General features: G+C 67.4%; 22 protein-coding genes. 13 read left to right on the top strand and 9 right to left on the bottom strand.

Annotated features, from left to right (window positions below; translation table 11 throughout):
- The first annotated feature begins 79 nt into the window (after positions 1–79).
- Positions 80–976, top strand: a complete 897-nt coding sequence (locus AC2YHA_RS04085; RefSeq protein ID WP_487400471.1) for an acyl-CoA thioesterase — start codon at positions 80–82, stop codon at positions 974–976.
- A 194-nt stretch (positions 977–1,170) separates the two neighbouring features.
- On the opposite strand, the gene AC2YHA_RS04080 is transcribed toward AC2YHA_RS04085, so the two are convergent.
- From AC2YHA_RS04080 to AC2YHA_RS04055, 6 genes are all read right to left on the bottom strand, one after another.
- Positions 1,171–1,413, bottom strand: coding sequence for a hypothetical protein (locus tag AC2YHA_RS04080; RefSeq protein ID WP_233782748.1), 243 nt, complete (start codon positions 1,411–1,413; stop codon positions 1,171–1,173).
- Positions 1,414–1,665: 252 nt separating this feature from the next.
- Positions 1,666–1,866 carry a hypothetical protein gene (locus tag AC2YHA_RS04075; RefSeq protein WP_487400470.1) on the bottom strand — a complete coding sequence of 67 codons (201 nt, stop codon included), beginning with the start codon at positions 1,864–1,866 and terminating at the stop codon, positions 1,666–1,668.
- Between the two features lie 353 nt (positions 1,867–2,219).
- The gene (locus AC2YHA_RS04070) at positions 2,220–3,020 is read right to left on the bottom strand and encodes an SDR family NAD(P)-dependent oxidoreductase (protein ID WP_487400469.1); all 801 of its coding nucleotides are present in this window, start codon (positions 3,018–3,020) and stop codon (positions 2,220–2,222) included.
- Positions 3,020–4,069 carry a phosphotransferase family protein gene (locus AC2YHA_RS04065; protein ID WP_487400468.1) on the bottom strand — a complete coding sequence of 350 codons (1,050 nt, stop codon included), beginning with the start codon at positions 4,067–4,069 and terminating at the stop codon, positions 3,020–3,022. Before AC2YHA_RS04065 ends, AC2YHA_RS04070 begins: the two co-directional genes overlap by 1 nt.
- On the bottom strand, positions 4,069–5,154 hold the full coding sequence (locus AC2YHA_RS04060) for a Zn-dependent alcohol dehydrogenase (RefSeq protein WP_487400467.1): 1,086 nt from the start codon (positions 5,152–5,154) through the stop codon (positions 4,069–4,071). The genes AC2YHA_RS04065 and AC2YHA_RS04060 overlap by 1 nt, the downstream gene beginning before the upstream one ends.
- Before the next feature lie 115 nt (positions 5,155–5,269).
- Positions 5,270–6,553 (bottom strand): acyl-CoA dehydrogenase family protein, encoded by a 1,284-nt coding sequence (locus AC2YHA_RS04055; RefSeq protein WP_487400466.1) that lies wholly within the window; start codon positions 6,551–6,553, stop codon positions 5,270–5,272.
- Positions 6,554–6,688: 135 nt separating this feature from the next.
- Between AC2YHA_RS04055 and AC2YHA_RS04050 the strand changes: the two genes are divergently transcribed.
- Positions 6,689–7,930, top strand: a complete 1,242-nt coding sequence (locus tag AC2YHA_RS04050; RefSeq protein WP_233782754.1) for a TetR/AcrR family transcriptional regulator — start codon at positions 6,689–6,691, stop codon at positions 7,928–7,930.
- 150 nt (positions 7,931–8,080) lie between these two features.
- Here the strand turns inward: AC2YHA_RS04050 and AC2YHA_RS04045 are convergent, their stop codons facing one another.
- Positions 8,081–9,151: an acyl-CoA dehydrogenase family protein gene (locus tag AC2YHA_RS04045; protein WP_487400465.1), complete on the bottom strand. Its 1,071-nt coding sequence runs from the start codon at positions 9,149–9,151 to the stop codon at positions 8,081–8,083.
- Between the two features lie 194 nt (positions 9,152–9,345).
- Positions 9,346–10,557: an acyl-CoA dehydrogenase family protein gene (locus AC2YHA_RS04040; RefSeq protein ID WP_487400464.1), complete on the bottom strand. Its 1,212-nt coding sequence runs from the start codon at positions 10,555–10,557 to the stop codon at positions 9,346–9,348.
- 213 nt (positions 10,558–10,770) lie between these two features.
- Here AC2YHA_RS04040 and AC2YHA_RS04035 point away from each other — a divergent pair, with 213 nt between their 5' ends.
- The 4 genes from AC2YHA_RS04035 to AC2YHA_RS04020 all read left to right on the top strand — a co-directional run bounded on the left by AC2YHA_RS04035 (position 10,771) and on the right by AC2YHA_RS04020 (position 13,630).
- Positions 10,771–11,115 (top strand): ArsR/SmtB family transcription factor, encoded by a 345-nt coding sequence (locus AC2YHA_RS04035; protein ID WP_487400463.1) that lies wholly within the window; start codon positions 10,771–10,773, stop codon positions 11,113–11,115.
- Position 11,116: 1 nt separating this feature from the next.
- Complete coding sequence (locus AC2YHA_RS04030) at positions 11,117–11,590, top strand: SRPBCC domain-containing protein (RefSeq protein WP_487400462.1); 474 nt, start codon at positions 11,117–11,119, stop codon at positions 11,588–11,590.
- 156 nt (positions 11,591–11,746) lie between these two features.
- On the top strand, positions 11,747–12,973 hold the full coding sequence (locus AC2YHA_RS04025) for an MFS transporter (RefSeq protein ID WP_487400461.1): 1,227 nt from the start codon (positions 11,747–11,749) through the stop codon (positions 12,971–12,973).
- A 189-nt stretch (positions 12,974–13,162) separates the two neighbouring features.
- The gene (locus AC2YHA_RS04020) at positions 13,163–13,630 is read left to right on the top strand and encodes a hypothetical protein (protein WP_487400460.1); all 468 of its coding nucleotides are present in this window, start codon (positions 13,163–13,165) and stop codon (positions 13,628–13,630) included.
- A 77-nt stretch (positions 13,631–13,707) separates the two neighbouring features.
- Here AC2YHA_RS04020 and AC2YHA_RS04015 read toward each other — a convergent pair whose 3' ends face one another.
- Positions 13,708–14,493, bottom strand: a complete 786-nt coding sequence (locus AC2YHA_RS04015; RefSeq protein WP_487400459.1) for an SDR family NAD(P)-dependent oxidoreductase — start codon at positions 14,491–14,493, stop codon at positions 13,708–13,710.
- A gap of 84 nt (positions 14,494–14,577) precedes the next feature.
- Here AC2YHA_RS04015 and AC2YHA_RS04010 point away from each other — a divergent pair, with 84 nt between their 5' ends.
- The 7 genes from AC2YHA_RS04010 to AC2YHA_RS03980 all read left to right on the top strand — a co-directional run bounded on the left by AC2YHA_RS04010 (position 14,578) and on the right by AC2YHA_RS03980 (position 20,829).
- Positions 14,578–16,131: a class I adenylate-forming enzyme family protein gene (locus tag AC2YHA_RS04010; RefSeq protein WP_487400458.1), complete on the top strand. Its 1,554-nt coding sequence runs from the start codon at positions 14,578–14,580 to the stop codon at positions 16,129–16,131.
- Positions 16,128–16,901: a thioesterase family protein gene (locus tag AC2YHA_RS04005; RefSeq protein WP_487400457.1), complete on the top strand. Its 774-nt coding sequence runs from the start codon at positions 16,128–16,130 to the stop codon at positions 16,899–16,901. Before AC2YHA_RS04010 ends, AC2YHA_RS04005 begins: the two co-directional genes overlap by 4 nt.
- 117 nt (positions 16,902–17,018) lie before the next feature.
- Positions 17,019–17,711, top strand: a complete 693-nt coding sequence (locus tag AC2YHA_RS04000) for an EF-hand domain-containing protein (protein ID WP_487400456.1) — start codon at positions 17,019–17,021, stop codon at positions 17,709–17,711.
- Between the two features lie 79 nt (positions 17,712–17,790).
- Positions 17,791–18,519, top strand: a complete 729-nt coding sequence (locus AC2YHA_RS03995) for a response regulator (protein ID WP_487400455.1) — start codon at positions 17,791–17,793, stop codon at positions 18,517–18,519.
- Positions 18,513–19,859: a sensor histidine kinase gene (locus AC2YHA_RS03990; protein WP_487401694.1), complete on the top strand. Its 1,347-nt coding sequence runs from the start codon at positions 18,513–18,515 to the stop codon at positions 19,857–19,859. Before AC2YHA_RS03995 ends, AC2YHA_RS03990 begins: the two co-directional genes overlap by 7 nt.
- A 66-nt stretch (positions 19,860–19,925) precedes the next feature.
- Positions 19,926–20,108 carry a hypothetical protein gene (locus AC2YHA_RS03985; protein ID WP_233782762.1) on the top strand — a complete coding sequence of 61 codons (183 nt, stop codon included), beginning with the start codon at positions 19,926–19,928 and terminating at the stop codon, positions 20,106–20,108.
- A 25-nt stretch (positions 20,109–20,133) separates the two neighbouring features.
- Positions 20,134–20,829 (top strand): endonuclease/exonuclease/phosphatase family protein, encoded by a 696-nt coding sequence (locus AC2YHA_RS03980; RefSeq protein WP_233782763.1) that lies wholly within the window; start codon positions 20,134–20,136, stop codon positions 20,827–20,829.
- Positions 20,830–20,849 lie beyond the last annotated feature (20 nt).

The raw sequence follows: 20,849 nt of genomic DNA, 5'->3' as shown, positions 1-20,849 counted from the left end.
TCAACAGCCGCCCTTCTTTCTATCGAAGGGGAGAAGAGAGAACGGTGCTTCGACAAGCTCAGCACGAACGGAAGTAACAATGGCCGACGACGAACTCCCCAAACCCCGCCGCACCGATGCGGAGATCGTCGCCGAGCTGGTGACCCTGCTCGAGGTCGAAGAACTCGACACCGACCTCTACCGCGGCTCGCGCCAGCCGGGCGGGCGCGGCCGCGTGTTCGGCGGTCAGGTGATCGCACAGGCACTGCAATCGGCGCAGCGCTCGGTCAGCGAAGGCAAGATCGCCCATTCGCTCCACGCCTATTTCATGCGACCGGGCGACGAGGACTATCCGATCATCTACCGCGTCGTCCGCGACTTCGAAGGACGAAGCTTCGCCACGCGCCGCATCATCGCCATGCAGCGCGGCCAGCCGATCCTCAACATGGCTGCCTCCTTCCAGCTTCCCGAGGAAGGGCTCCACCACCAGGACGCGATGCCGGATGTCCCACCGCCCGAGGAGCTAAGGACCGAGCAGGAGCTTCGCCGCGAGGCGATCGACGAAATCCCGGAAAAGCTGCGTCCCTTCTTCCTCCGCCGCCGCCCGATCGAGATCCGCCCGGTGGCGCCCCGGCCCTGGCACAAACCGGAAAAGTCGGAACCCGCCCATCAAAGCTGGTTCCGCGCGATCGCACCGCTTCCCGACGATCCCGCGCTGCATCGCGCGGTCATTTCCTATGCCTCCGACATGATGCTGCTCGGCACGGCGATGCTGCCGCACGGCGTCACCTGGATGACGCACAATATGCAGACCGCCAGCCTCGACCATGCCGTGTGGCTGCACGAACCGGCCCGCGCGGATGAATGGCTGCTCTATGTCACCGACAGCCCCTGGTCTGGCCACGCCCGTGGCTTCAACCGCGGCAAGATCTACGATCGCGGTGGCCGCCTTGTTGCAAGCACCGCCCAGGAAGGCCTCATCCGCCTGCGCGGATAAAATTCCATCGGGCTGAAGCTTGTGCTCCCGTGAAAGCAGGAGCCTTGGATCTCGGAGCGTTCGCTTGCGGCCTGAGCTCCTGCCTTCGTAGGAGCACTGGCAGTATTTCCATTCGGACAGGACGGCCCCTGACCATCAAAAGAAAAAGGCCGCCGGAACAACCGGCGGCCTCAATCGGTCAATGACCGGAATTCTCAGTTGCTGTCGGAATCGTCGTCGTCATCGACCGCGATGATGATCGCACCGGCGCCGATCGCAAGGGCGCCGACGACAGCGGCCCAGGCTCCGGGAGCAAGCCGCGACTTGCCGTCGGTCTGCGACGACGCGCGAACCTGCGGCGCGTTGGCGACCGAAAGCTTCGCAGCCGGATTGGCAAGCGCCGGCGTCGCCATCAAGGACAGCGCGATCGCAGCGGATGTCATAAGCCTGATACGCATAATAAAGTAACCCCTTCGGCGGTTGAACCCTCAAGGCGATTCGTAACGCAACTCGCCCACTCGAGTTCCACGGAACCGGGCGAGCCTCACTGTGCAGTCATCTTCTGCACCGCACAAAATATCCCAACTAAGATACCAACGCAAGCTTAACTGGACAAAAGAAAATCGCCCGGCGACCGAAGGATAACCTTCACCCACCGGACGATCCCTCAGGCCGCGCCTGAACGCGGCCAATGTCATGCAACTGTCAGATCAGTTGCTGTCCGAATCATCGTCATCATCGGCGATGATGATGATGCCGGCGATGATCGCCACAGCCGCGAGGCCGATCAGCACGCCCGACCCGATGTGCGACGCCTTGTCGGCGGGCGACGAGGCGCGAACCTGCGACGCCTTGGCAACCGACAGGCGAGCCGCCGGATTCGCGAGCGCCGGGGTGGCGATGAGAGACATGGCAATGGCGGCTGACGTCAGAAGTCTGGCGCGCATAAAAAACAGCCCCTTTCGAGAGTGATAACTCGGATGAAATCGCTTACGCAGTTACAGGCTCGGGCCCTGCCGGACCGTCGCAACGACGCCCAGCCCAAGCCAGACGACGGGGTTCGCTTAACGCAAAGCAGCTTCCACCACAAGCTTGCTACGGATCGAAATCCCGAATTCGACACGCCCGGTCGCGAAAATGCCGGCTCATGCCGAATCGTATCTGGTGCCGAGACGTGCTTTGACAGCATTCGGCAAAGAATGGACACCGATTGTTACTGTCCGTTAACAATCTGCACCGGATCGGATCCATCGCCTGTGATCGGCTACACCGCCGGCTTGCCGAATTCCTGGCGCGTCACCGGATGGCTCGACGACAGGCCGCCGTCGACCGCGATCGCCTGACCGTTGATATAGCTGGCGTCGTCGGACGCGAGGAACAGCGCGGTGCGCGCGATCTCCTCGGGCGCGCCATAGCGCCCGAGCGGATTGAGCCGTCCGACCTTGTCGAGCTTGCCGGCCTCACGCGCATAGTCGAACACGCGCTGCGTCATGCCCGTCTCGATCAGGCCGGGACAGATCGCATTGACGCGCACGCCGGTCCCGGTGAGCTGCTGCGCCGCGGTCTGGACGAGGTTGATCACGCCCGCCTTTGATGCCGAATAGGCCGGTCCACCTGCGCCCGAGCGGATGCCGGCGACGCTGGCGGTGCAGACGATCGCACCCTTGCCCCGTTTGATGATCTCCGGAGCGCCATGCTTGATCGCCAGGAACGGCCCGATGAGGTTCACGCGCAGCACCTCCGTCCACAATTCGACCGAGGATTCGAAGATGCCGGCCATGCCGCCGGAGATGCCGGCATTGGCGTAGATCACGTCGAGGCCGCCGTACCGCTCGACCGCCAGCGCGACGGTGCGCACGACACCCTCCTCGCTGCCGGCATCCATCTGGATCGCGGTTGCCGTCCCACCCGCGGCCGTGATGAGCTCGACCGTCTCGTGCACCGCTTCAGTTTGGTCGGCAGCGATCACCCGACCGCCCTCCTCTGCGAACAGCCGAGCCGAGGCGCGGCCGATACCCGATCCCGCGCCGGTGACGATGATCGATTTGCTCGAAAAGCGCGCCATCAGATGCCCCCCGCCTTCTCCGCGAACGCCCATGCGCTCCTCGCTAGCATCGGCACCCGCGACCCCGCCTCCTCCGCCTGCGCGTTCGAGGCATTGCCGTCGAGGAAACGCCGCTTGATCCCCTGCACGATCCCCATCAGCCGGAACTGGCAAAAAGCGAAATACCAGTTGAGATCCGGCACCCCGTCCAGCCCGGTCGCGGCGCAATAGCGCTCGACCATCTCCTCGATCGTCGGAATGCCGCTGTCGCGCCCCGCAAGGCCGCCCACGGTGGCGGCCCCATTCGCTGGCATCGCCCAGTTGATCAGCAGATAGCTGAAGTCCGCCATCGGGTCGCCGAGCGTCGACAGCTCCCAGTCGAGCACCGCCCTCACCCGCGCCTCTCCGTCGGCGAAGATCATGTTGTCGATGCGATAGTCGCCGTGGACGATCGCGGTGCGTTTCTGCTCGGGCAGGGTGCGCGGCAGCCACTCGATCAGCCGCTCGGCCTCCGGAATGTCGTCGGTTTGCGCGAGCCGGTACTGCTTGGTCCAGCGCCCGACCTGCCTCTCGAAGTAACTTCCCGGCTTTCCGTAATCGTTTAAGCCAACTTTATCATAGTCGATATTATGAAGCTGGGCGAGACGGTCGACGATTTCGTGATAGATCGCGGTGCGCTGCTCGGGCGTGTGATCAGGCAAGGCGCCGTTCCAATAGGTGACGCCCTCCACCAGCTCCATCACATAGAAGGCGGAGCCGATGACGCTCTCGTCCTCGCACAGTCCGTAGGGCCGAGCGACCGGAAAGCCGGTCGGATGCAGGCCGGAGATCAAGCGATATTCACGGTCGACCGCGTGGGCGGACGGCAGCAGCGGTCCGAATGGCTTGCGCCGCAGCACATAGGGACCACTCGGCGAATCAATACGATAGGTCGGATTGCTCTGGCCGCCCGGGAACTTGGCGTAGCGGAGCGGTCCGCGGAAGCCGGCGACGTTCGCCTCCATCCACGCGGTCAGTTGGCCGGTATCAAGGTCGTCGACCTGCTCCAGTTCGGTCCGCCGCTCCGCCATCATGCGAACTCGATCACCGACCGGACGCTGTCGCCCTGGCGCAGCTTGTCGAACGCGTCATTCACATCCTCCAGCCTGATCCGCTCGGCGACCATCGTGTCGAGGTCGAGCTTGCCGTCGAGGTAGAGCCGCACCAGCCGCGGCATGTCGATCGGGAAGCGCGTCGATCCGGCCAGCGAACCCTGGATCTTCTTGGCGCTGAGGAAGGTCGGCCCCGGCAGGTTCACCGTCACCCCCGGCGCGATCATGCCGAGGATCGTCGCGGTGCCCCCACGGCACAGGATCGTCCAGGCCAGTTCGGCGGTGTTCCCCCGCCCGACCGCCTCGATTGCGTAGTTGACCCCGCCGTCGGTCAGCTTCAGCACCTGCTTGACCAGGTCGTCGGCATTGGCGTCGAGCGCATGGGTCGCCCCCATCTTCAATGCGATTTCGCGCTTCTCCGGCACCGGATCGATCGCGATGATCGTCTGCGCGCCCGCGATCTTGGCGGCATTGACCGCGCTGAGGCCGATGCCCCCCGCCCCCACTACCGCGACGCTGTCGCCGGGCCGCACGTCGCTGTCGTGGAAGATCGCACCGGCACCGGTCATCACCGCGCAGCCGAGTAGCGCCGCCCGGTCGAGCGGCATCGCCTTGTCGATCGCGACGCAGGCGTTCTCGTGGATCAGCATCCGCTCCGCGAAGGCGGACAGGTTGAGGTAATGCGCGATCGGCGTCCCGTCGGTCAGCTTCAGCCGCGGCTCGGCGCCCTCGGGCCGGCGCACCGACGCGTCGATGCACAGCGACGGACGGCCCGAGACGCAGAACTCGCAGCTCCCGCAGAAGGCGGTGAAGAAGCTGATGACATGATCCCCCGGCTTCAGCCGCGCGACGTCGCTGCCGACCGCCAGCACCACGCCGGCCGCCTCATGCCCCGGCACCGTCGGCATCGCGTGCGGATAGACGCCGTCGACGAAATGCAGGTCCGACCGGCACACACCGCACGCCGCCGTCTGCACCAGCACCTCGCGCGGGCCGGGATCGGCGACGATCACCTCCTCGATGCGGAGGGGCTGCTTCGGCTCGAACAGGACGGCTGCTTTCACTTTCATCCTCTCCCTTCGTCACCCCGGCCTTGTGCCGGGGTCCACCGCGCCACCCGCGACGGCATGAATTGTTGAGCCGTGGATGCCGGAACAAGTCCGGCATGACGGTTGGGGCCTAACGCGACACCCCGACATCCCCGCTCGACGCCGTATCCGCCCGATATTCCCCATATTTCCCGAACTCGTGCCGCGCGATCGCCCGGTTGTGCACCTCGTCCGGCCCGTCGGCGAAGCGCAACGTCCGTACGTTCGCCCAGGCACCCGCCAGCTCGAAATCGCCCGACACCCCGCCCCCGCCATGCGCCTGGATGGCATCGTCCAGGATCTGCAGCGCCATCGACGGCGCCTGCACCTTGATCATCGCGATCTCGAGCTGTGCCGACTTGTTGCCCGCCTTGTCCATCATGTCCGCCGCCTTGAGGCAGAGCAGCCGCGTCATCTCGATGTCGATCCGCGCCCGCGCGATGCGCTGCTCCCAGATCGAATGGTCGGCGATGCGCTTGCCGAAGGCGATGCGCGACAAGAGCCGCTTCGCCATCGCCTCGATCGCCACCTCGGCCACCCCGATCGTGCGCATGCAGTGATGGATGCGCCCCGGCCCAAGCCGCCCCTGCGCGATCTCGAATCCCCGCCCCTCGCCGAGGAGGACGTTCTCGACCGGCACGCGGACATTCTCCAGCACCACCTCGCCATGCCCGTGCGGAGCATGGTCGTAGCCGAACACCGACAGCATCCGCTCGATCCGCACGCCCGGCGCGTCGAGCGGCACCAGGATCTGACTCTGCTGGGCATGGCGCTTGGCTTGCGTGTCGGTCTTGCCCATCACGATCGCGATCTTGCAGCGCGGATCGCCCACCCCCGACGACCACCATTTCCGCCCGTTGATGACATAATGATCGCCCTCCCGGACCATCGAAGTCTCGATGTTGGTCGCGTCCGACGACGCCACCGCCGGCTCGGTCATCAGGAAAGCCGAACGGATCTCCCCGTCCATCAGCGGCCGCAGCCACCGCTCCTTCTGCTCGCGCGTGCCGTAGCGGTGCAGCACCTCCATGTTGCCGGTGTCGGGCGCCGAGCAGTTGAAGCATTCGCTCGCCCAGCCGATCCTGCCCATCTCCTCGGCACATAACGCATATTCGAGATTGGTGAGCTGCGTGCCCTCGAACTCGAAGCTGTCGTCGACATGGGCCTGCCCCGAATGCGGCGGCATGAAGAAGTTCCACAGCCCCTGCGCCCTGGCGATTGCCTTCACCTCCTCGACGACGGGAAGCACCTTCCAGCGATCGCCCTCGTCATGCTGTCGGCGATACTCGTCCTGCCGCGTGCGGATGTGCTGGTCGATGAAGGCCCTCACGCGGTCGCGGAAATAGGTCTCGCGCTCGCTCAGCGTGAAGTCCATGGCCGCCTCTCCTCAATCTCGCGTCATTCTGCCGCTCCGGCCATACCCGATTTTCGGTAAGGCCTGTCAAGCGTGCCGAACACTCCCGCAAAAAAAGACGCTTTGGTTTCAAAAATCCCCTGCTAGATTGAGGAGATGAACGCCCCGGACCCGATCCGCGCGGCCGAGGAGGGGGGAACGAAGCGGTTCCGCGCGAAGCGTGACGCCATCCTCGCCGCAGCCGCCGAAGCCATCAACGAACAGAGCGCGAAGGGCATGACCTTCGCCGACGTCGCCGCGCGCGTCGGGCTCAACACCACCAGCGTCACCTATTATTTCCGCCGCAAGGAGGACCTCGCCACCGCCTGCTTCGAGCATACGCTCGAGCGGCTGCAGGACATGCTGGCAGCCTCGATGGCGGAACCGACGCCGGAGCGGCGCGTCGCCAAATTCCTCGAGATCAACATGACCCGCCTCGCCGCGATCCGCCGCGAGGAGGAGAAGCCGCTGGCGGTGCTGTCGGACCTGCGCGCGCTGGAGGGGCCGGCGCGCGAGCAGCTCCTCGCCGGCTGGCGCGAGGTGTTCAGCCGCACCCGCCTCCTCTGGGGCGAGCCCGCCACCCGTGCGATCAAGGACCTCAACGGCGCCCGCGCGCACGTGCTGCTCGAGAACAGCTTCTGGCTGTCGGCCTGGCTCACCCGCTACGAACTCGACGAATATCCGCGCGTCGAGCAGCGTATCATGGACGTGTTCCGCACCGGCCTCGCCCGCCAGGACGCGGCCTGGGCGCCGGCGCTGCTCGACCTGACGCATGACGAAAGCGAGCCCGGCCGCGCCGCCTTCCTGACCGCGGCGACGCGCCTCATCAACGAGCTCGGCTACCGCGGCGCCTCGGTGCACAGGATCGCGAGCGAGCTCAACGTCACCAAGGGCAGCTTCTACCACCATCTCGACGCCAAGGACGAGCTGGTCACCGCCTGCTACAAGCGCAGCTTCGACACCATCGCCGACGCCCAGCGCCTCGCGCACGAGCGCGGCGGCAGCTTGTGGCAGATGCTGCAGGACGTGATCGCGACCTTGCTCGACGTGCAGTTCTCGGAGCACGGCCCGCTCCTGCGTACCACCGCACTGTCGGGCCTGCCCCCGCGCGAGCGGCAGACGATGATCGACCGCTCGAACCGCATCGCGCGCCGCTTCGCCGGCATGATCTCCGACGGCATCGCCGAGGGCTCGATCCGCCCGGTCGACCCGCTGGTCGCGAGCCAACTGCTGATGTCGCTGCAGAACGCCGCCTTCGACATGCGCAAATGGGCCGGCACCATGAGCCGCGAGCGCGCGGTGGCGATGTACGCCTCGACGCTGGCGTTCGGCCTATTCGACGACAGGGCGGCGGGGTAGCCCTTACCGTCCCTCTCCCATTGGGAGAGGGAAGGAGCGCCGAAGGCGCGGGAGGGTGAGGGTGACTACGGCCGGCGAGGGCACCCTCACCCTCCCACTCGGCTACGCCGAGCGGGCCCCTCCCTCTCCCAATGGGAGAGGGCCTTCTCTCTAATACCCACCCAACCGCGCGAACCGGTCACGGTGCCACGCCGCCGTCCCCCACATCTGCTCCAGCACCCGCATCCGCTTCAGGTAGAATCCCGCATCATACTCGTCGGTCATACCGATGCCGCCATGAAGCTGGATCAGCTCGCGGCTCATCAGGTTGCCGACCTCATTGGCCTTGGCCTTGGCGAGCGAAGCCGCCTGGCGCGTGTCGCCACCGCCGTCGAGCGCCTGGAGCCCCGCCTCGACCGCCGAGCGCATGACCTCGATATCGCCATAGAGCCCGGCCATGCGGTGCTGCAGCGCCTGGAAGGTCGCCAGCACCTGCCCGAACTGCACGCGCTGCTTAAGGTAGGCGAGCGTGGTCTCAAACGCCTGCCCTGCCATGCCAAGCATCTCGGCGGAGGCGAGGATCGCCGCGCGGTCGAGCGCCGCATCGAGCAGGCCATCCCCGCCCTCCGTCAGCTTCTCGGCCGCCGCGCCGGTGAAACGCACCTCGGCATGGCTACGGAAGTCGGCGAGGTGCCGTCGCGAGCGGGCAACCCCTTCCCCCTCCTCGACCAGATAGAGCCCATCGACCGCCGCGACGACGAACAGTCCCGCGGTATCGCCCTCAGCCACGAACGCCTTGACGCCGCTCAGCCTGCCGCCCTCGACTCGCGCGGCAATCGCCGCCGGGTCATGCCGCGGCCCCTCGTCGACCGCGAGCGTCGCCACCAGCTCGCCGCTCGCGATCCGGGGCAGGAACCGCGCCTTCTGCTCCTCGCTGCCGCCGAGGATGATCGCCGATGCCGCCACCGCCGACGCGACGAGCGGGCTGGCGGTGAGCGTCTTCGCCGTCTCCTCGATCACCAGCCCCAGGCTCAGCCAGCCGAAATCGCTGCCGCCATAGGCCTCGGGAATGATGATCCCGGTCCAGCCCATCCCGGCCATCTCGCCATAGACCGACGGATCGTACCCCGCCGCCTCGCCCGCATCGCGCACCTTGCGCCAGGCGCCGACGGGGCTCTCGTTGCTGGTCCACTCGCGCGCCATGTCGCGCAGCATCGTCTGCTCTTCGCTGAGAACGGCCATACCGAAACTCCCTCTCCCCACCGGGGAGTTTCAGGTCGGATTGTCCCCCGGACAATCCTAAACCGTGCGGGGCACGGTTTACCTGAAACTGGTTGGGGAGAGGGGCAGTGTGTCCCACCACCCTCTCGACCCAGCCCCTCTCCCGACTTCGCTACGCTCGTCTGCCCTCTCCCCGGACGGGGAGAGGGCGCAAATCACTGATGATCCAGCATCCCCAGAATGCGCTTGGCGATCACGTTGTTCTGGATTTCGGTCGATCCGCCGTAGATCGTGGTCGCCTTGCCGAACAGCCACGCTCGAGTGGCGGTGATCTCCTCGCGCGTGAAGCCTTTGCCTTCCCAGCCGAGCCCCTGCAGCCCCGCGATCTCGATGATCAGCTCGGCCCGCTCCTGCCCCAGCTTGGTGCCGATCGTCTTGAGGATCGACGACACCTCGGACACGCCGCCCGCCGCCTTCGATTCCGCCTGCACCCGCATCGCGGTGAGCAGGAAGGCGCGCCAGTCCATCTCGAACCGGGTGATCCGGGCGCGCAGCTCGCGATCGGCGATCAGCCCGTCCTCGTCCGTCCCGACATATGTCTTCGCGAGGTCCGCCAGCGACGGCCCGCCCGGCATCAGCCGCGCGCCCGCGCCCGACAGGTTGGTGCGCTCGTGCTGGAGCAGCCGCTTGCCGATCGTCCAGCCCTGCCCCTCCTCGCCGACGCGATCCTTCTTCGGCACCTTCACGTCGGTGAAGAAGGTCTCGCAGAACGGCGACATGCCGCTGATCATCCGGATCGGCTTCACCTCGACGCCGGGCGCCCTCATGTCGATCAGCACGAAGCTGATGCCGCCCTGCTTCTGGCTCTTGTCGGTGCGCACCAGGCAGAAGCATTTGTCCGCCCATTGCCCGCCGCTGGTCCAGGTCTTCTGCCCGTTGACGAGGTAATGATCCCCCATGTCCTCGGCGAAGGTCTGCAGGTTGGCGAGATCGGACCCGGCGTTGGGCTCCGAATAGCCCTGGCACCAGCGCACCTCGCCCCGGGCGATCGCCGGGATATGCTCGCGCTTCTGCTCTTCGCTGCCATATTCGAGCAGCGTCGGGCCGAACATCATCACGCCCATGCCGCCGATCGGGTTCCAGGCGCCGATCCGCGCCATCTCCTCGGCGAGCACCTTCGCCTCGGTCCGGCTCAGGCCGCCGCCGCCATACTCGCTGGGCCAGGTCGGGACGCCCCATCCCTTCTCGCCCATCGCCTTCTTCCAAGCGGCCTCCTCGGGCGACAGCTCGGTCGGTCCTTCGACCGCCGACATCGCATTGTCCTTGCCCTTCAGCGCCGACGGGAAATTCTCCGCGAGCCACGCGCGGACAGCCGCGCGGAACTCGTCCAACGCACTCGCCGTCTCCGGTTCAGCCAGGGTCGCCATTGCCTCTCCCATCCTTGGACCCGCCGAACGGCGCCTGTGGCAACTTCGGCGTCGACATGTTTACTTTCGCCCGCGGCCGACCCGCGGCCCGGACTCATGTTTCGAAGCTGCGGTACGGAAAGCGCGCCGTCAAGGCCCACTGTCCCTCTCCCGCTGGGAGAGGGGGCGTTTGATGCGATTGACCATTATATTTCCATTTGTCTATATAGCTTCATGGCAATCGAATCATCCCGCCTCGACGCGACCTTCACCGCGCTGGGCGATCCCACCCGCCGCGCGATCCTCGCCCGGCTCGCGCTCGGGGAGGCGACCGTGTCCGAGCTCGCCCAGCCCTTCGCACTCAGCCAGCCGACCATCTCGAAGCATCTCAAGATGCTCGAGCGCGCCGGGCTGATCGAGGTCGGCCGCGACGCGCAGCGCCGCCCGCGTCGCCTGCGCGCCGACGCGATCAAGGACGCCGCCGACTGGATCGAGCCGTTCCGCGCGCTGTGGGAGCGCCGCTTCGACAATCTCGACCGCCACCTCGCGGCCAAGCAGAAAACCAAGCAGGAGCAATAGCATGTCCCTCGCCGTCCAGGCTGCCGACACCGGCTTCACCATCGATCGCGCTCGCCGGACGATCCGCCTCGTCCGCGACTTCGCGGCACCGCGCGCAATGGTGTTCGAGGCATGGACCACGCCCGAGGACCTGACCCTATGGTGGGACGCCACCGGCGCGCCGCTCGCCGAATGCGAGCTCGACCTGCGCCCGGGCGGCCGCTTCCGCTTCGTCAGCGTGCACGAGGACATGCACGTCTTCGACGGCACCTATCTGGAAGTGGCGCCACCCGAACGGCTTGTGCTCGAGGCCAACGGCCTCATCGGCACCATCAGCTTCGCCGAGGCCGCAGGCGGCACCCGGATGACGCTGGAGATCGTCGCCTCCTCCGACGAGCATTTCCAGCACCTCCTCGAAACCGGCGTCGCGGAGGGAACAAGCCGCACCTGCGACAATCTCGTCGCCTATGTGGACAGGAAGCCGCGCGCAGCGTGATCATAGGCCGCCGTGCTCCTGCGAAGGCAGGAGCCTTGGCCGCGGACGATGTCCCTCGCCGCTCCGCAGGAGCACGGAAGCATCTCAAGAGCACGGTGACGGCTTCAATCCGATCGAAACCCGCTCTAAACAGCGCGCCCCAGGGAGAGACTTCACATGCGCTTCGAACATCGCGCGGTACCGATCGCATTGGCGGCGGTGCTGATCGACACGATCGGCTTCGGCATCGTCATGCCGGTGCTGCCGACGCTGCTGATGCAGCTCGGCCATACCGACATCGAGCACGCAACCCGCGTCGCCGGCTACATGCTCGTCGCCTTCGCGGGCGTGCAGTTCTTCGCCGGGCCGGTGCTCGGCAACCTCTCCGACCGGTTCGGGCGGCGGCCGGTGCTGATCTATTCGATGCTGTCGTTCGGCGTCGACTATGCACTGATGGCCTGGGCGCCGACGATCGGCTGGCTGTTCCTCGGCCGCGCGATCGCGGGCGCGGCGGGCGCGGTCTACGGCCCGGCCGGGTCGGTGATCGCCGACGTGACTCCGCCGGAGAAGCGCGCCGGCACCTTCGCGCTGATCGGCGCCGCCTTCGGGCTCGGCTTCATCCTCGGCCCGGCGCTCGGCGGGCTGGTGTCGGGCTGGGGCGTGCGCGCGCCGTTCATCGTCGCGGGGCTGCTCGCGCTGTTGAACGCGCTGGTGATGGCGGTCGCGATGCCCGAGACGCTGAAGCCGGAGAACCGCCGCCCGTTCAGCCTGGCCGACGCGCATATCGTCGGCGCCTTCCGCCCGCTGTTCCATGCCGGCGTCGCCGGGCCGCTGCTGCTGGCGACCTTCATCTTCCAGCTCGCGCACATGGTCTATCCCTCGACCTGGAGCTTCTGGGCGACGGCGCGCTTCGGCTGGAGCCCGCGCGAGATCGGCTGGAGCCTCGCCTTCGTCGGCTTCATGAGCGTGATCGTCCAGGCCGGGCTCACCGGCCGCGCGGTCAAGGCGCTCGGCGAGCGGCGCACCTTGCTGATCGGCATGGCGAGCTCGGCGATCGCGTTCATCGGCTACACCCTCATCACCGCCGGCTGGCAGGCCTATGCGCTGTTCGTGGTGAGCTCGCTCCAGGGCTTCGTCATGCCGTCGGTCCAGGGCCTGCTCTCGCGCCTGGTCGACGCGACCCGGCAGGGCCAGCTCCAGGGCGGCATGGGCAGCATGGGCAGCGTCTCGCTGATCCTCGGCCCGCTGATGCTGACGCAGGCGCTCGCGTTCGGAATCGACCACAGCTTCCCCGGCGCGGCCTTCGCGCTGGCGGCGGTGCTGACCCTCACTGCGACCGCACTCGTCATATGGAAGGTGCTGGGGCACGTGCCGCCGAAGGAGGCATCGGCCGCGGCTGCATAGCCGCCCGCCGGGTCGTGGACTTGAACGGGACGACTGGTTTCGACCCGTCGATGGTCGATGCCCCCTCGCGAGTTCGAAACCGGTCGTTCACCCTTCAGAGATAGAGGCAACGAAGCTCGATATCGCGGGACCGACCCTATGCGCGCCAATTTATGCCTTGCCGCTCTCCTCGCTGTCCAAGCTGCTGCCGTGAGCGCCGCCACGACAGCAGCTTACTACGGTCCAATGAAGGGCGGCCAAGGCTACAAGGATCAACTGACGAAGGACGGGTTTTGGAAGATTGAAGCGGCAACGAAAGGCCGGAAGATGCTCGCGATCGATGTTGCAATCTATCGTGCCGCTGAAATGGCCCGAGCCGCTGGCAGCAAATTCGTGGAAATTCATGATGCGTACTCTGGCGGGAACAGAATCGGCGATGAGCGGGCCACCTTATTTGCACGTCCGGCGGCGGCTGGTGTGCACCCAAGCGTCTGCAGGTCCGGCAAGCCCAATCGCTGCTACACCGCCGACATCGACATTATCCGGAAGCGGCTCAGTGGTGCTTCGGGCAATGAGCCGGGAATGGCGGCGCCTAGCTATGTGGATAAATATGGTCGCACCGTCATGGAAAGTGGTTATGGGATCGGTGCGGTTACGCCTCTTAAAGCCGTGAACTGAGCATCCCGCGCAGCTTCGGCCTCGGCTCGCGCCCGCCCTCGACTATTGTAAACGCACTTGCCTTATCAATTCACGGGCTAGATTTCCTTCCCCGGCCGCCGCGATAGCCCGACATCAAGGTGCGCGCCGGCGTCGAGCTCGACCACCTCGCCGGTGATCACGCGGCTCGCCGGATCGAGCAGCATCGCGATCGGGCCGGCGATATCCTCCGCCGTCGCGGCCATCGCCATGGGCACGCTCGCCGCGATCCGCTCATTGAGCGCCTTGAGCCCCTCCTCGCCCAGCCGGTTGGCGAACCAGCCGGTGCCGACGTAGCTCGGCGCCACCGCATTCATGCGAATCCTCGGCGCCAGCACGCGCGCGAGGCTTTTGGTCATGGTAATCAGCGCACCCTTCGACGCAGCATAGGCGACCGACGACCCGATCCCGTGCACACCCGCGACCGAGGCGACGTTGACCACCGCGCTGTGCGGCCCCTCGCGCATCGCGGGCGCGCAGGCGCGGATCATCTGGAAGGCGCCGATCAGGTTGAGCCGGTAGATGTCGATGAAATCCTCGGCGTCGAGCGCCTCCAGGTCCTCGTGCGCGGCGAACTTGGTCTTGCCGGCGTTGTTGACGAGATAGTCGATCCGCCCGAACGCCTCGACCGCCGCCTGCGCCAGCGCCCGGCACTGGCCGTCATCGACGACATCGGCCCGCACCGCGATCGCCCCATTGCCCACCTCTGCCGCCAAAGCCTCGGCCGCCTCACGACTCGAAGCATAATTGACGACACAGCGAACACCTCGCGCCGCCAGCACCCGCACCACCGCCGCCCCGATCCCGGTGCCCCCACCGGTAACCACCGCAACCTCTCCCGTCATGCCATCCTCCATTTTTCGAAGATCGCGTATGGCATTCCCCGCCACTTCCGCCTAGCTGTCGACCGAAAAGACCATGGAGAGCCCATGCCGACCGCCGTGGACATTCTAGGGAGCAATTTCGCCACCCTGCCCGATCTGATCGCCGCCCATGCCCGCGAGCATGGCGACAAGCCGGCGCTGATCCAGGGCGACCGCAGCCTGAGCTACGCCGAGCTCGACGAGGTAATGGATCGGGTCGCCGCGGCGCTTCAGCGGGAGGGCGTCCGGCGGCGTCAGGCGGTCGCGATCGTGGCGGCGATGTCGATCGAATATGCCTGCGCGTTCCTCGGTGCCGTGCGGGCCGGAGCGGTGCCGGCGCCGATCGCTCCGTCCTCGACCGGCGAACAGATGGCAGCGATGATCGCCGACAGCGGCGCCTCGATCCTCTACCTCGACGCCGATGCCGTCAGAACGCTTGGCGACAGGCCGACAGCCGCCAAGCGCGTCGCGCTCGACGACAGCGATGCCGGCGTGGCGCACGAGGATTTCATCGCGCCGAAGGGCAGCAAGCCGCAGGCGGTCGTAACCCTGCCCGACGATCCGTTCAACATCATCTATTCCTCCGGCACCACCGGCACGCCCAAGGGCATCGTCCAGCCGCACCGCATGCGCTGGGCGCACATCGCCCACAATGCGGCGGCGGGGTTCGGCGAGGCGGTGACGATGATCGCGACGCCGCTCTATTCCAACACCACGCTGGTCAGTTTCCTGCCGACGCTCGGCTGGGGCGGCACCTGCGTGCTGCTCGGCAAGTTCGATGCGCTGAAGTTCGTCCAGGCGGCGGAAAGGCACCGTGCCACCCACGCCATGCTGGTGCCGGTCCAGTACGCCCGGATCATGGCGCTGCCGGAGTTCGACCGCTTCGACCTTTCCAGCTTCCGGCTCAAGACCTGCACCTCCGCTCCCTTCTCCGCCGCACTCAAGGCCGACATCCTCGCCCGCTGGCCAGGGCTGCTCGTCGAATATTACGGCATGACCGAGGGCGGCGGCACCTGCGTGCTGATCGCCAACATGTTCCCGGACAAGCTCCACACCGTCGGCCGCCCGATCGAGGGCCACGATATCCGTCTGATCGACGACGACGGCCGCGAGGTGCCGGTCGGGGAGATGGGCGAGGTGGTCGGCCGCTCGCCGGCAATGATGACCGGCTATCACGGACGCAGCGAGGCGACCAGCGCCGCCGAATGGTTCGACGCGGAGGGCAACCGCTTCATCCGCCACGGCGACGTCGGTCGGTTCGACGAGGACGGTTTCCTGACGCTGCTCGACCGCAAGAAGGACGTGATCATCTCCGGCGGCTTCAACATCTACCCCTCGGACATCGAGGCGGTGATGGCGGAGCATCCCGACGTCGCCGACTGCACCGTCGTCGGCGTGCCGTCGGAGGAATGGGGCGAGACACCGGTCGCCTTCTTCGTGCCCAAGCCCGACACGCGCCCCGACCGCCAGGCGGTGATGGACTGGGTCAACGCCCGCGTCGGCAGGACGCAACGGCTGCGCGGCATCGAGGTGCTCGACGAGCTGCCGCGCAGCGCGATCGGCAAGGTGCTGAAGCGCGAGCTGCGCGATCGCTATCAGGCGGCCAGGGAAGCGGCATGACCGCCCTCGCCGAGCTGCTGGCCGGTGCAGAACCGGTTCAAGGCGGATTCCGCGTCGAAGTCCCGCCGAGCTGGCTCCAGGGCCGCACCGCCTATGGCGGCCTCTCCTCCGCGCTGGCGCTGCACGCGGCGAAGCTCAGCGACACCGATCTGCCGCCGCTGCGTTCGGCGCTGATCGCCTTCGTCGGGCCGCTGTCCGGCACGGTGACCGTCACCGCCGAGCGCCTCCGCCGCGGCCGCAACGCCGCCTTCGTCGAGGCGACGATCCGCTCCGAGGCCGGACTGGGCTATCGCGCCACCTTCGTGTTCATGGCCGACCTGCCCTCCAGCATCGCCCATGACGAGGCGGCCCGGACGCCGCACGCCCCGCCTCCAGCCGACGCCGAGCTCTACACCGGGCCGCCCGGGTTCTTCACCGGCAACTTCAACTTCTACGACATGAAGGCGCATGTCTCGGGCCCCGAATGGCTGCGCTGGGGCCGGCTGCGCGAGCGCGAGGGGCTCGATCCCGAGACGCACCTGATCGCCGTCGCCGACGCGCTGCCGCCCGCCGCCTTCGCGCTGATCCGCGACAACCAGGTGACGATGAGCTCGATGACCTGGATCGTGAACCTGCTCCAGCCCCGCCCTGTCACCATTGACGGCTGGTGGCTGCTCCACACCCGCAGCGATCGCGCGGTCGGCGGCTATTCGAGCCAGCGCATGACGATGTGGAACGCTGACGGCGTGCCCGTAGTCGAGGCGATGCAGGGCGTCGCGGTGTTCGGCTAGCGAAGCTGCGACATGTTGCGACAATCTCGCCGGCCAGTGACACACGCCAGCGACACCGGCCTTCCATATCGCCGACAGCGGGACCGATCCGGCCCGTCAGCGAAAGGATTGCCCGCAATGAAACCCTTCCCGCTTCTGGCCGCGCTCGGCGTCACGATGCTGACCGGCGTCGCCGCCTTCGCCACCCAGACCGCACCCGCCGCTACCATCGTCAAGCCGCTCAAGGGCGATACCGACAAGGACGGCAAGCTGACCCGTGCCGAGTTCCTCGCCGGTGCCGAGGCGCGCTTCGCCAAGCTCGACACCAACAAGGATGGCGTGCTCACGCCCGACGAGATGCACGCCGGCCACGGCAAGTTCGGCCATCGTTTCGGCGGGGCACCTGGGCTGATGCCGCAGGATTCGCCCCCGCCGATGGGCCGCGGGATGGGCGGACGGATGCTGGACCGCCTCGACACCGACAAGGATGGCAAGATCAGCAAGGCCGAGTTCGCCGCCCAGTCCGGCGAGCGCTTCGCGCGCATGGACACCAACGGCGACGGCAAGATCGATGCCGCGGAGCGTTCCGCAGCCGCCGAAGGCGGCCGGCGCGGCGGGCGCGGCATGAGCCGGATGGATCCCGACGGCGACGGCGTGATCACCCGCGCCGAGTATGACGCCCAGAGCGACCAGCGCTTCGCCCGGCTCGACACCAACGGCGACGGCTTCATCGATGCGGCCGAGCGTCAGGCGATGATGTCGCGCATGGGTCGCGGCCGCCCCGGCGGTGACACGCCTCCCCCTCCGCCGCCGGCCCCCGAGGGCAATTGAGCGCGGACGCCAGCGTCGGGCCGGTCACCCTCCTCGTCCGGCCCGGCGCTGGCCATGACGCGATGATATGGTAACTGCCATGGAGATGTCCGCCGAACTTCCCCATCTGCTGCTCGTCGACGACGAGCGCTCGATTCGCGAGCCGCTCGCGCAATATCTGACCAAACAGGGCTTCCGCGTGACCCAGTCGGGCGACGCCGAGAGCGCCCGCGCGCGGCTCAACGCCTATGCGATCGACCTGATCGTGCTCGACATCATGATGCCGGGTGAGGATGGCCTGTCGCTGTGCCGCCACATCCGCGCGACCAGCGACACGCCGGTGATCCTGCTCACCGCCCGCAGTGAGGAGACCGACCGGATCATCGGGCTCGAGATGGGCGCCGACGACTATGTGGTGAAACCCTTCTCCCCCCGCGAGCTTGCCGCGCGCATCCGCGTGGTGCTGCGGCGCGTGGCGGCCGGTGGAGTGCGTCAGCATGGACCGGAGGCGGGTGCCTACGCCTTCTCCGGCTGGGTGCTGAAGACCGCGGAGCGCACGCTGATCGATCGGGAGGGCGTCGCCGTCCCGCTCTCGACCGGCGAATACAACCTGCTGCTCGCGCTGGTCACGCGCCCGCGCCAGGTGCTGACGCGTGACCAGCTCCTCGATCTCACGCAAGGCCGCGAGGCGGCCGCGTTCGACCGCTCGATCGACAATCAGGTCAGCCGCCTCAGGAAAAAGATCGAGACCGATCCGAAGACCCCGACCCTCATCAAGACCGTGTGGGGCGGCGGCTACACCCTCGCCGCCGAAGTCACCAAATTGTGAGGTTCGGTCCGCGCAGCCTGCCCGGCCAGCTCGCGCTGCTCGTCGCGATCGCGTTGTTCCTCGCGCAGGCGATCAACTTCGGCCTGCTGCTGCGCGAGCGTAGCAAGTTACGACTGGCCGGCACCACCGGTCCGACCGTGACCCGCCTGATCGATGCCTTCGAGCGGCTCGGCAGCGGACGCCCCCTCTCCGACCGCCCGCGCGGACGCGTCCGCCTCGTTCCGGGCAATCCGATCCCCCGGGAATTGCCGCGCGTCGAGGATATAGAGTCCGCGATTCGCTCCGGCCTCGCCGAGGCCGGCGTTTCACCGGGCCGCATCGTCACCGGCGTCCGGCCGGTTTCTCCCAACGACCCGCGTATTATGCGTATGCGACCGGACCAGGCGCGCCGATTCCTCCACAGCGGCGCCGAGCTGGTGGTGGCGGTCGAGGCACCGAAGCGGGGCTGGCTGACGCTCTCCGTCCCATGGCCGCGCACCGAGCGCGGGCTAGTCGCGCAGCTCGCCGCGCAGACGCTGATCCTCTACGGCATCGTTCTGCTTGCGGTGCTGTGGATCGGGCACCGCATCGCCCGCCCGCTCCGCGCCCTTGCCGCTGCCGCGCATGATTTCCATCCCGGCGACAACGCGCCGCCGGTCGAGGAGCAGGGTCCAAGCGACGTCCGCGCCGTGATCGCGGCCTATAATGCGCTCAGCAAACGCGTGACGGCGATGCTCGACGAGAAGGACCGGATGCTCGGCGCGATCGGCCACGACCTGCGCACGCCGCTGGCAGCGCTGCGCGTCAGGATCGAATCGGTCGAGGACGACACCGACCGCGCGAAGATGGCCGACACGATCGACGAGATGAACCGCACGCTCGACGACATCCTCTCGCTCGCCCGGCTCGGCCGTCCGAGCGAGCCGCCGGTCGAGGTCGACCTCGCCGCGCTGGTCGACGCGGTGGTCGAGGATTTCCGCGACCTCGGTCATGACGTCACGGCAGAGGAGTTCCCGCGCCTGCCGATGCGGCTCAGGCCCGCACTGATGCGGCGCGCGGTGCGCAACCTCATCGAAAATGCGGTCAAATATGCCGCCGACGTCGAGGTGACACTTAACCCGACGCCGAAAGGTGCGCGGATCGAGGTGCTCGACCGCGGGCCCGGCGTTCCTCCGGACAAGCTCACCGCAGTGTTCGCTCCCTTCACCCGGCTCGAAAGCTCGCGCAACCGGGAGACGGGCGGCATCGGCCTCGGCCTCGCGCTCGCGCGGGCGATCGTCGAGGAGGCCGGCGGCACGATCGCGCTCGCCAATCGCGACGGCGGCGGCCTCGTCGCCACGATCGAGCTTCGCCGCAAATGAATGCGGCGCGGACGCAACTCCGGCGCCGTTCGACCGTTCCCGCGCGACGATCCGTGGAGGACGCAGATGCCCGACGGGAACAGATTGGCACAGCAGGCGGGTCATGCCGTCGCCGAGGAAGGGATAGTGGTGCTGGACGGACCGGACGGCGTCGCGATCACCATGACTCCCGAGGCGGCGGAGCAGACCGCCCGTAACCTCGAACAGGCGGCCGAGGAAGCGCGGCGCCAGCGCGAGATGCAACGCTGATCCGATTGCGTTACATCGGCCCGCGATGATCAAGGTCGCGAGCTACAATATGCGCAAGGCGATCGGCACCGATCGCCGCCGCCTTCCCGAGCGCACGCTGGAGGTTCTGCGCGAGATCGATGCGGACGTGATCGCTCTGCAGGAGGCCGACCGCCGCTTCGGCCGGCGCGAGGGTGTCATCTCGCTCCATCTCCTGGAGGAGCACAGCCCCTGGAAGGCGGTCCCGTTCGGGATGCGCGCGCACAGCATGGGCTGGCACGGCAACGCGCTGCTGGTGCGCAAGGACGCGACCGTCGCCGATTGTGAGGCGATCCACCTGCCCGCGCTGGAGCCGCGCGGCGCGGTGATGGCCGACGTCAGGGTGAACGGGATCATGCTCCGCGTGGTCGGCATGCACCTCGATCTTTCCGGCCTGTGGCGGCGGCGGCAGGCGCATGCGATCCTCACCCATGTCGCCACGGCCGCCACGCAGCACCCGACGGTACTGATGGGCGACCTCAACGAATGGAGCCGTCAATCCGGTTGCCTGCGCGACTTCAGCCGGGACTTCACCGCGGCGGAGACCGGCCCCAGCTTCCACGCCCGGCGGCCGGTCGCCCGCCTCGATCGGATCATGGTGTCGCATGACCTCACGGTGACGGGCTGCGGCGTGCATTCCAGCGCCGCGTCGCGGACCGCCTCCGATCATTTGCCCGTGTGGGCCGAGCTCGAGCTCGCCTGATCCCATGCTGGCTTCGATGC

This window comes from Sphingomonas sp. SRI_018 (assembly GCF_057586275.1).
The sequence above is the reverse complement of the archived record's forward strand: the minus strand, read 5'-3'. Positions and strand labels throughout refer to the sequence as shown.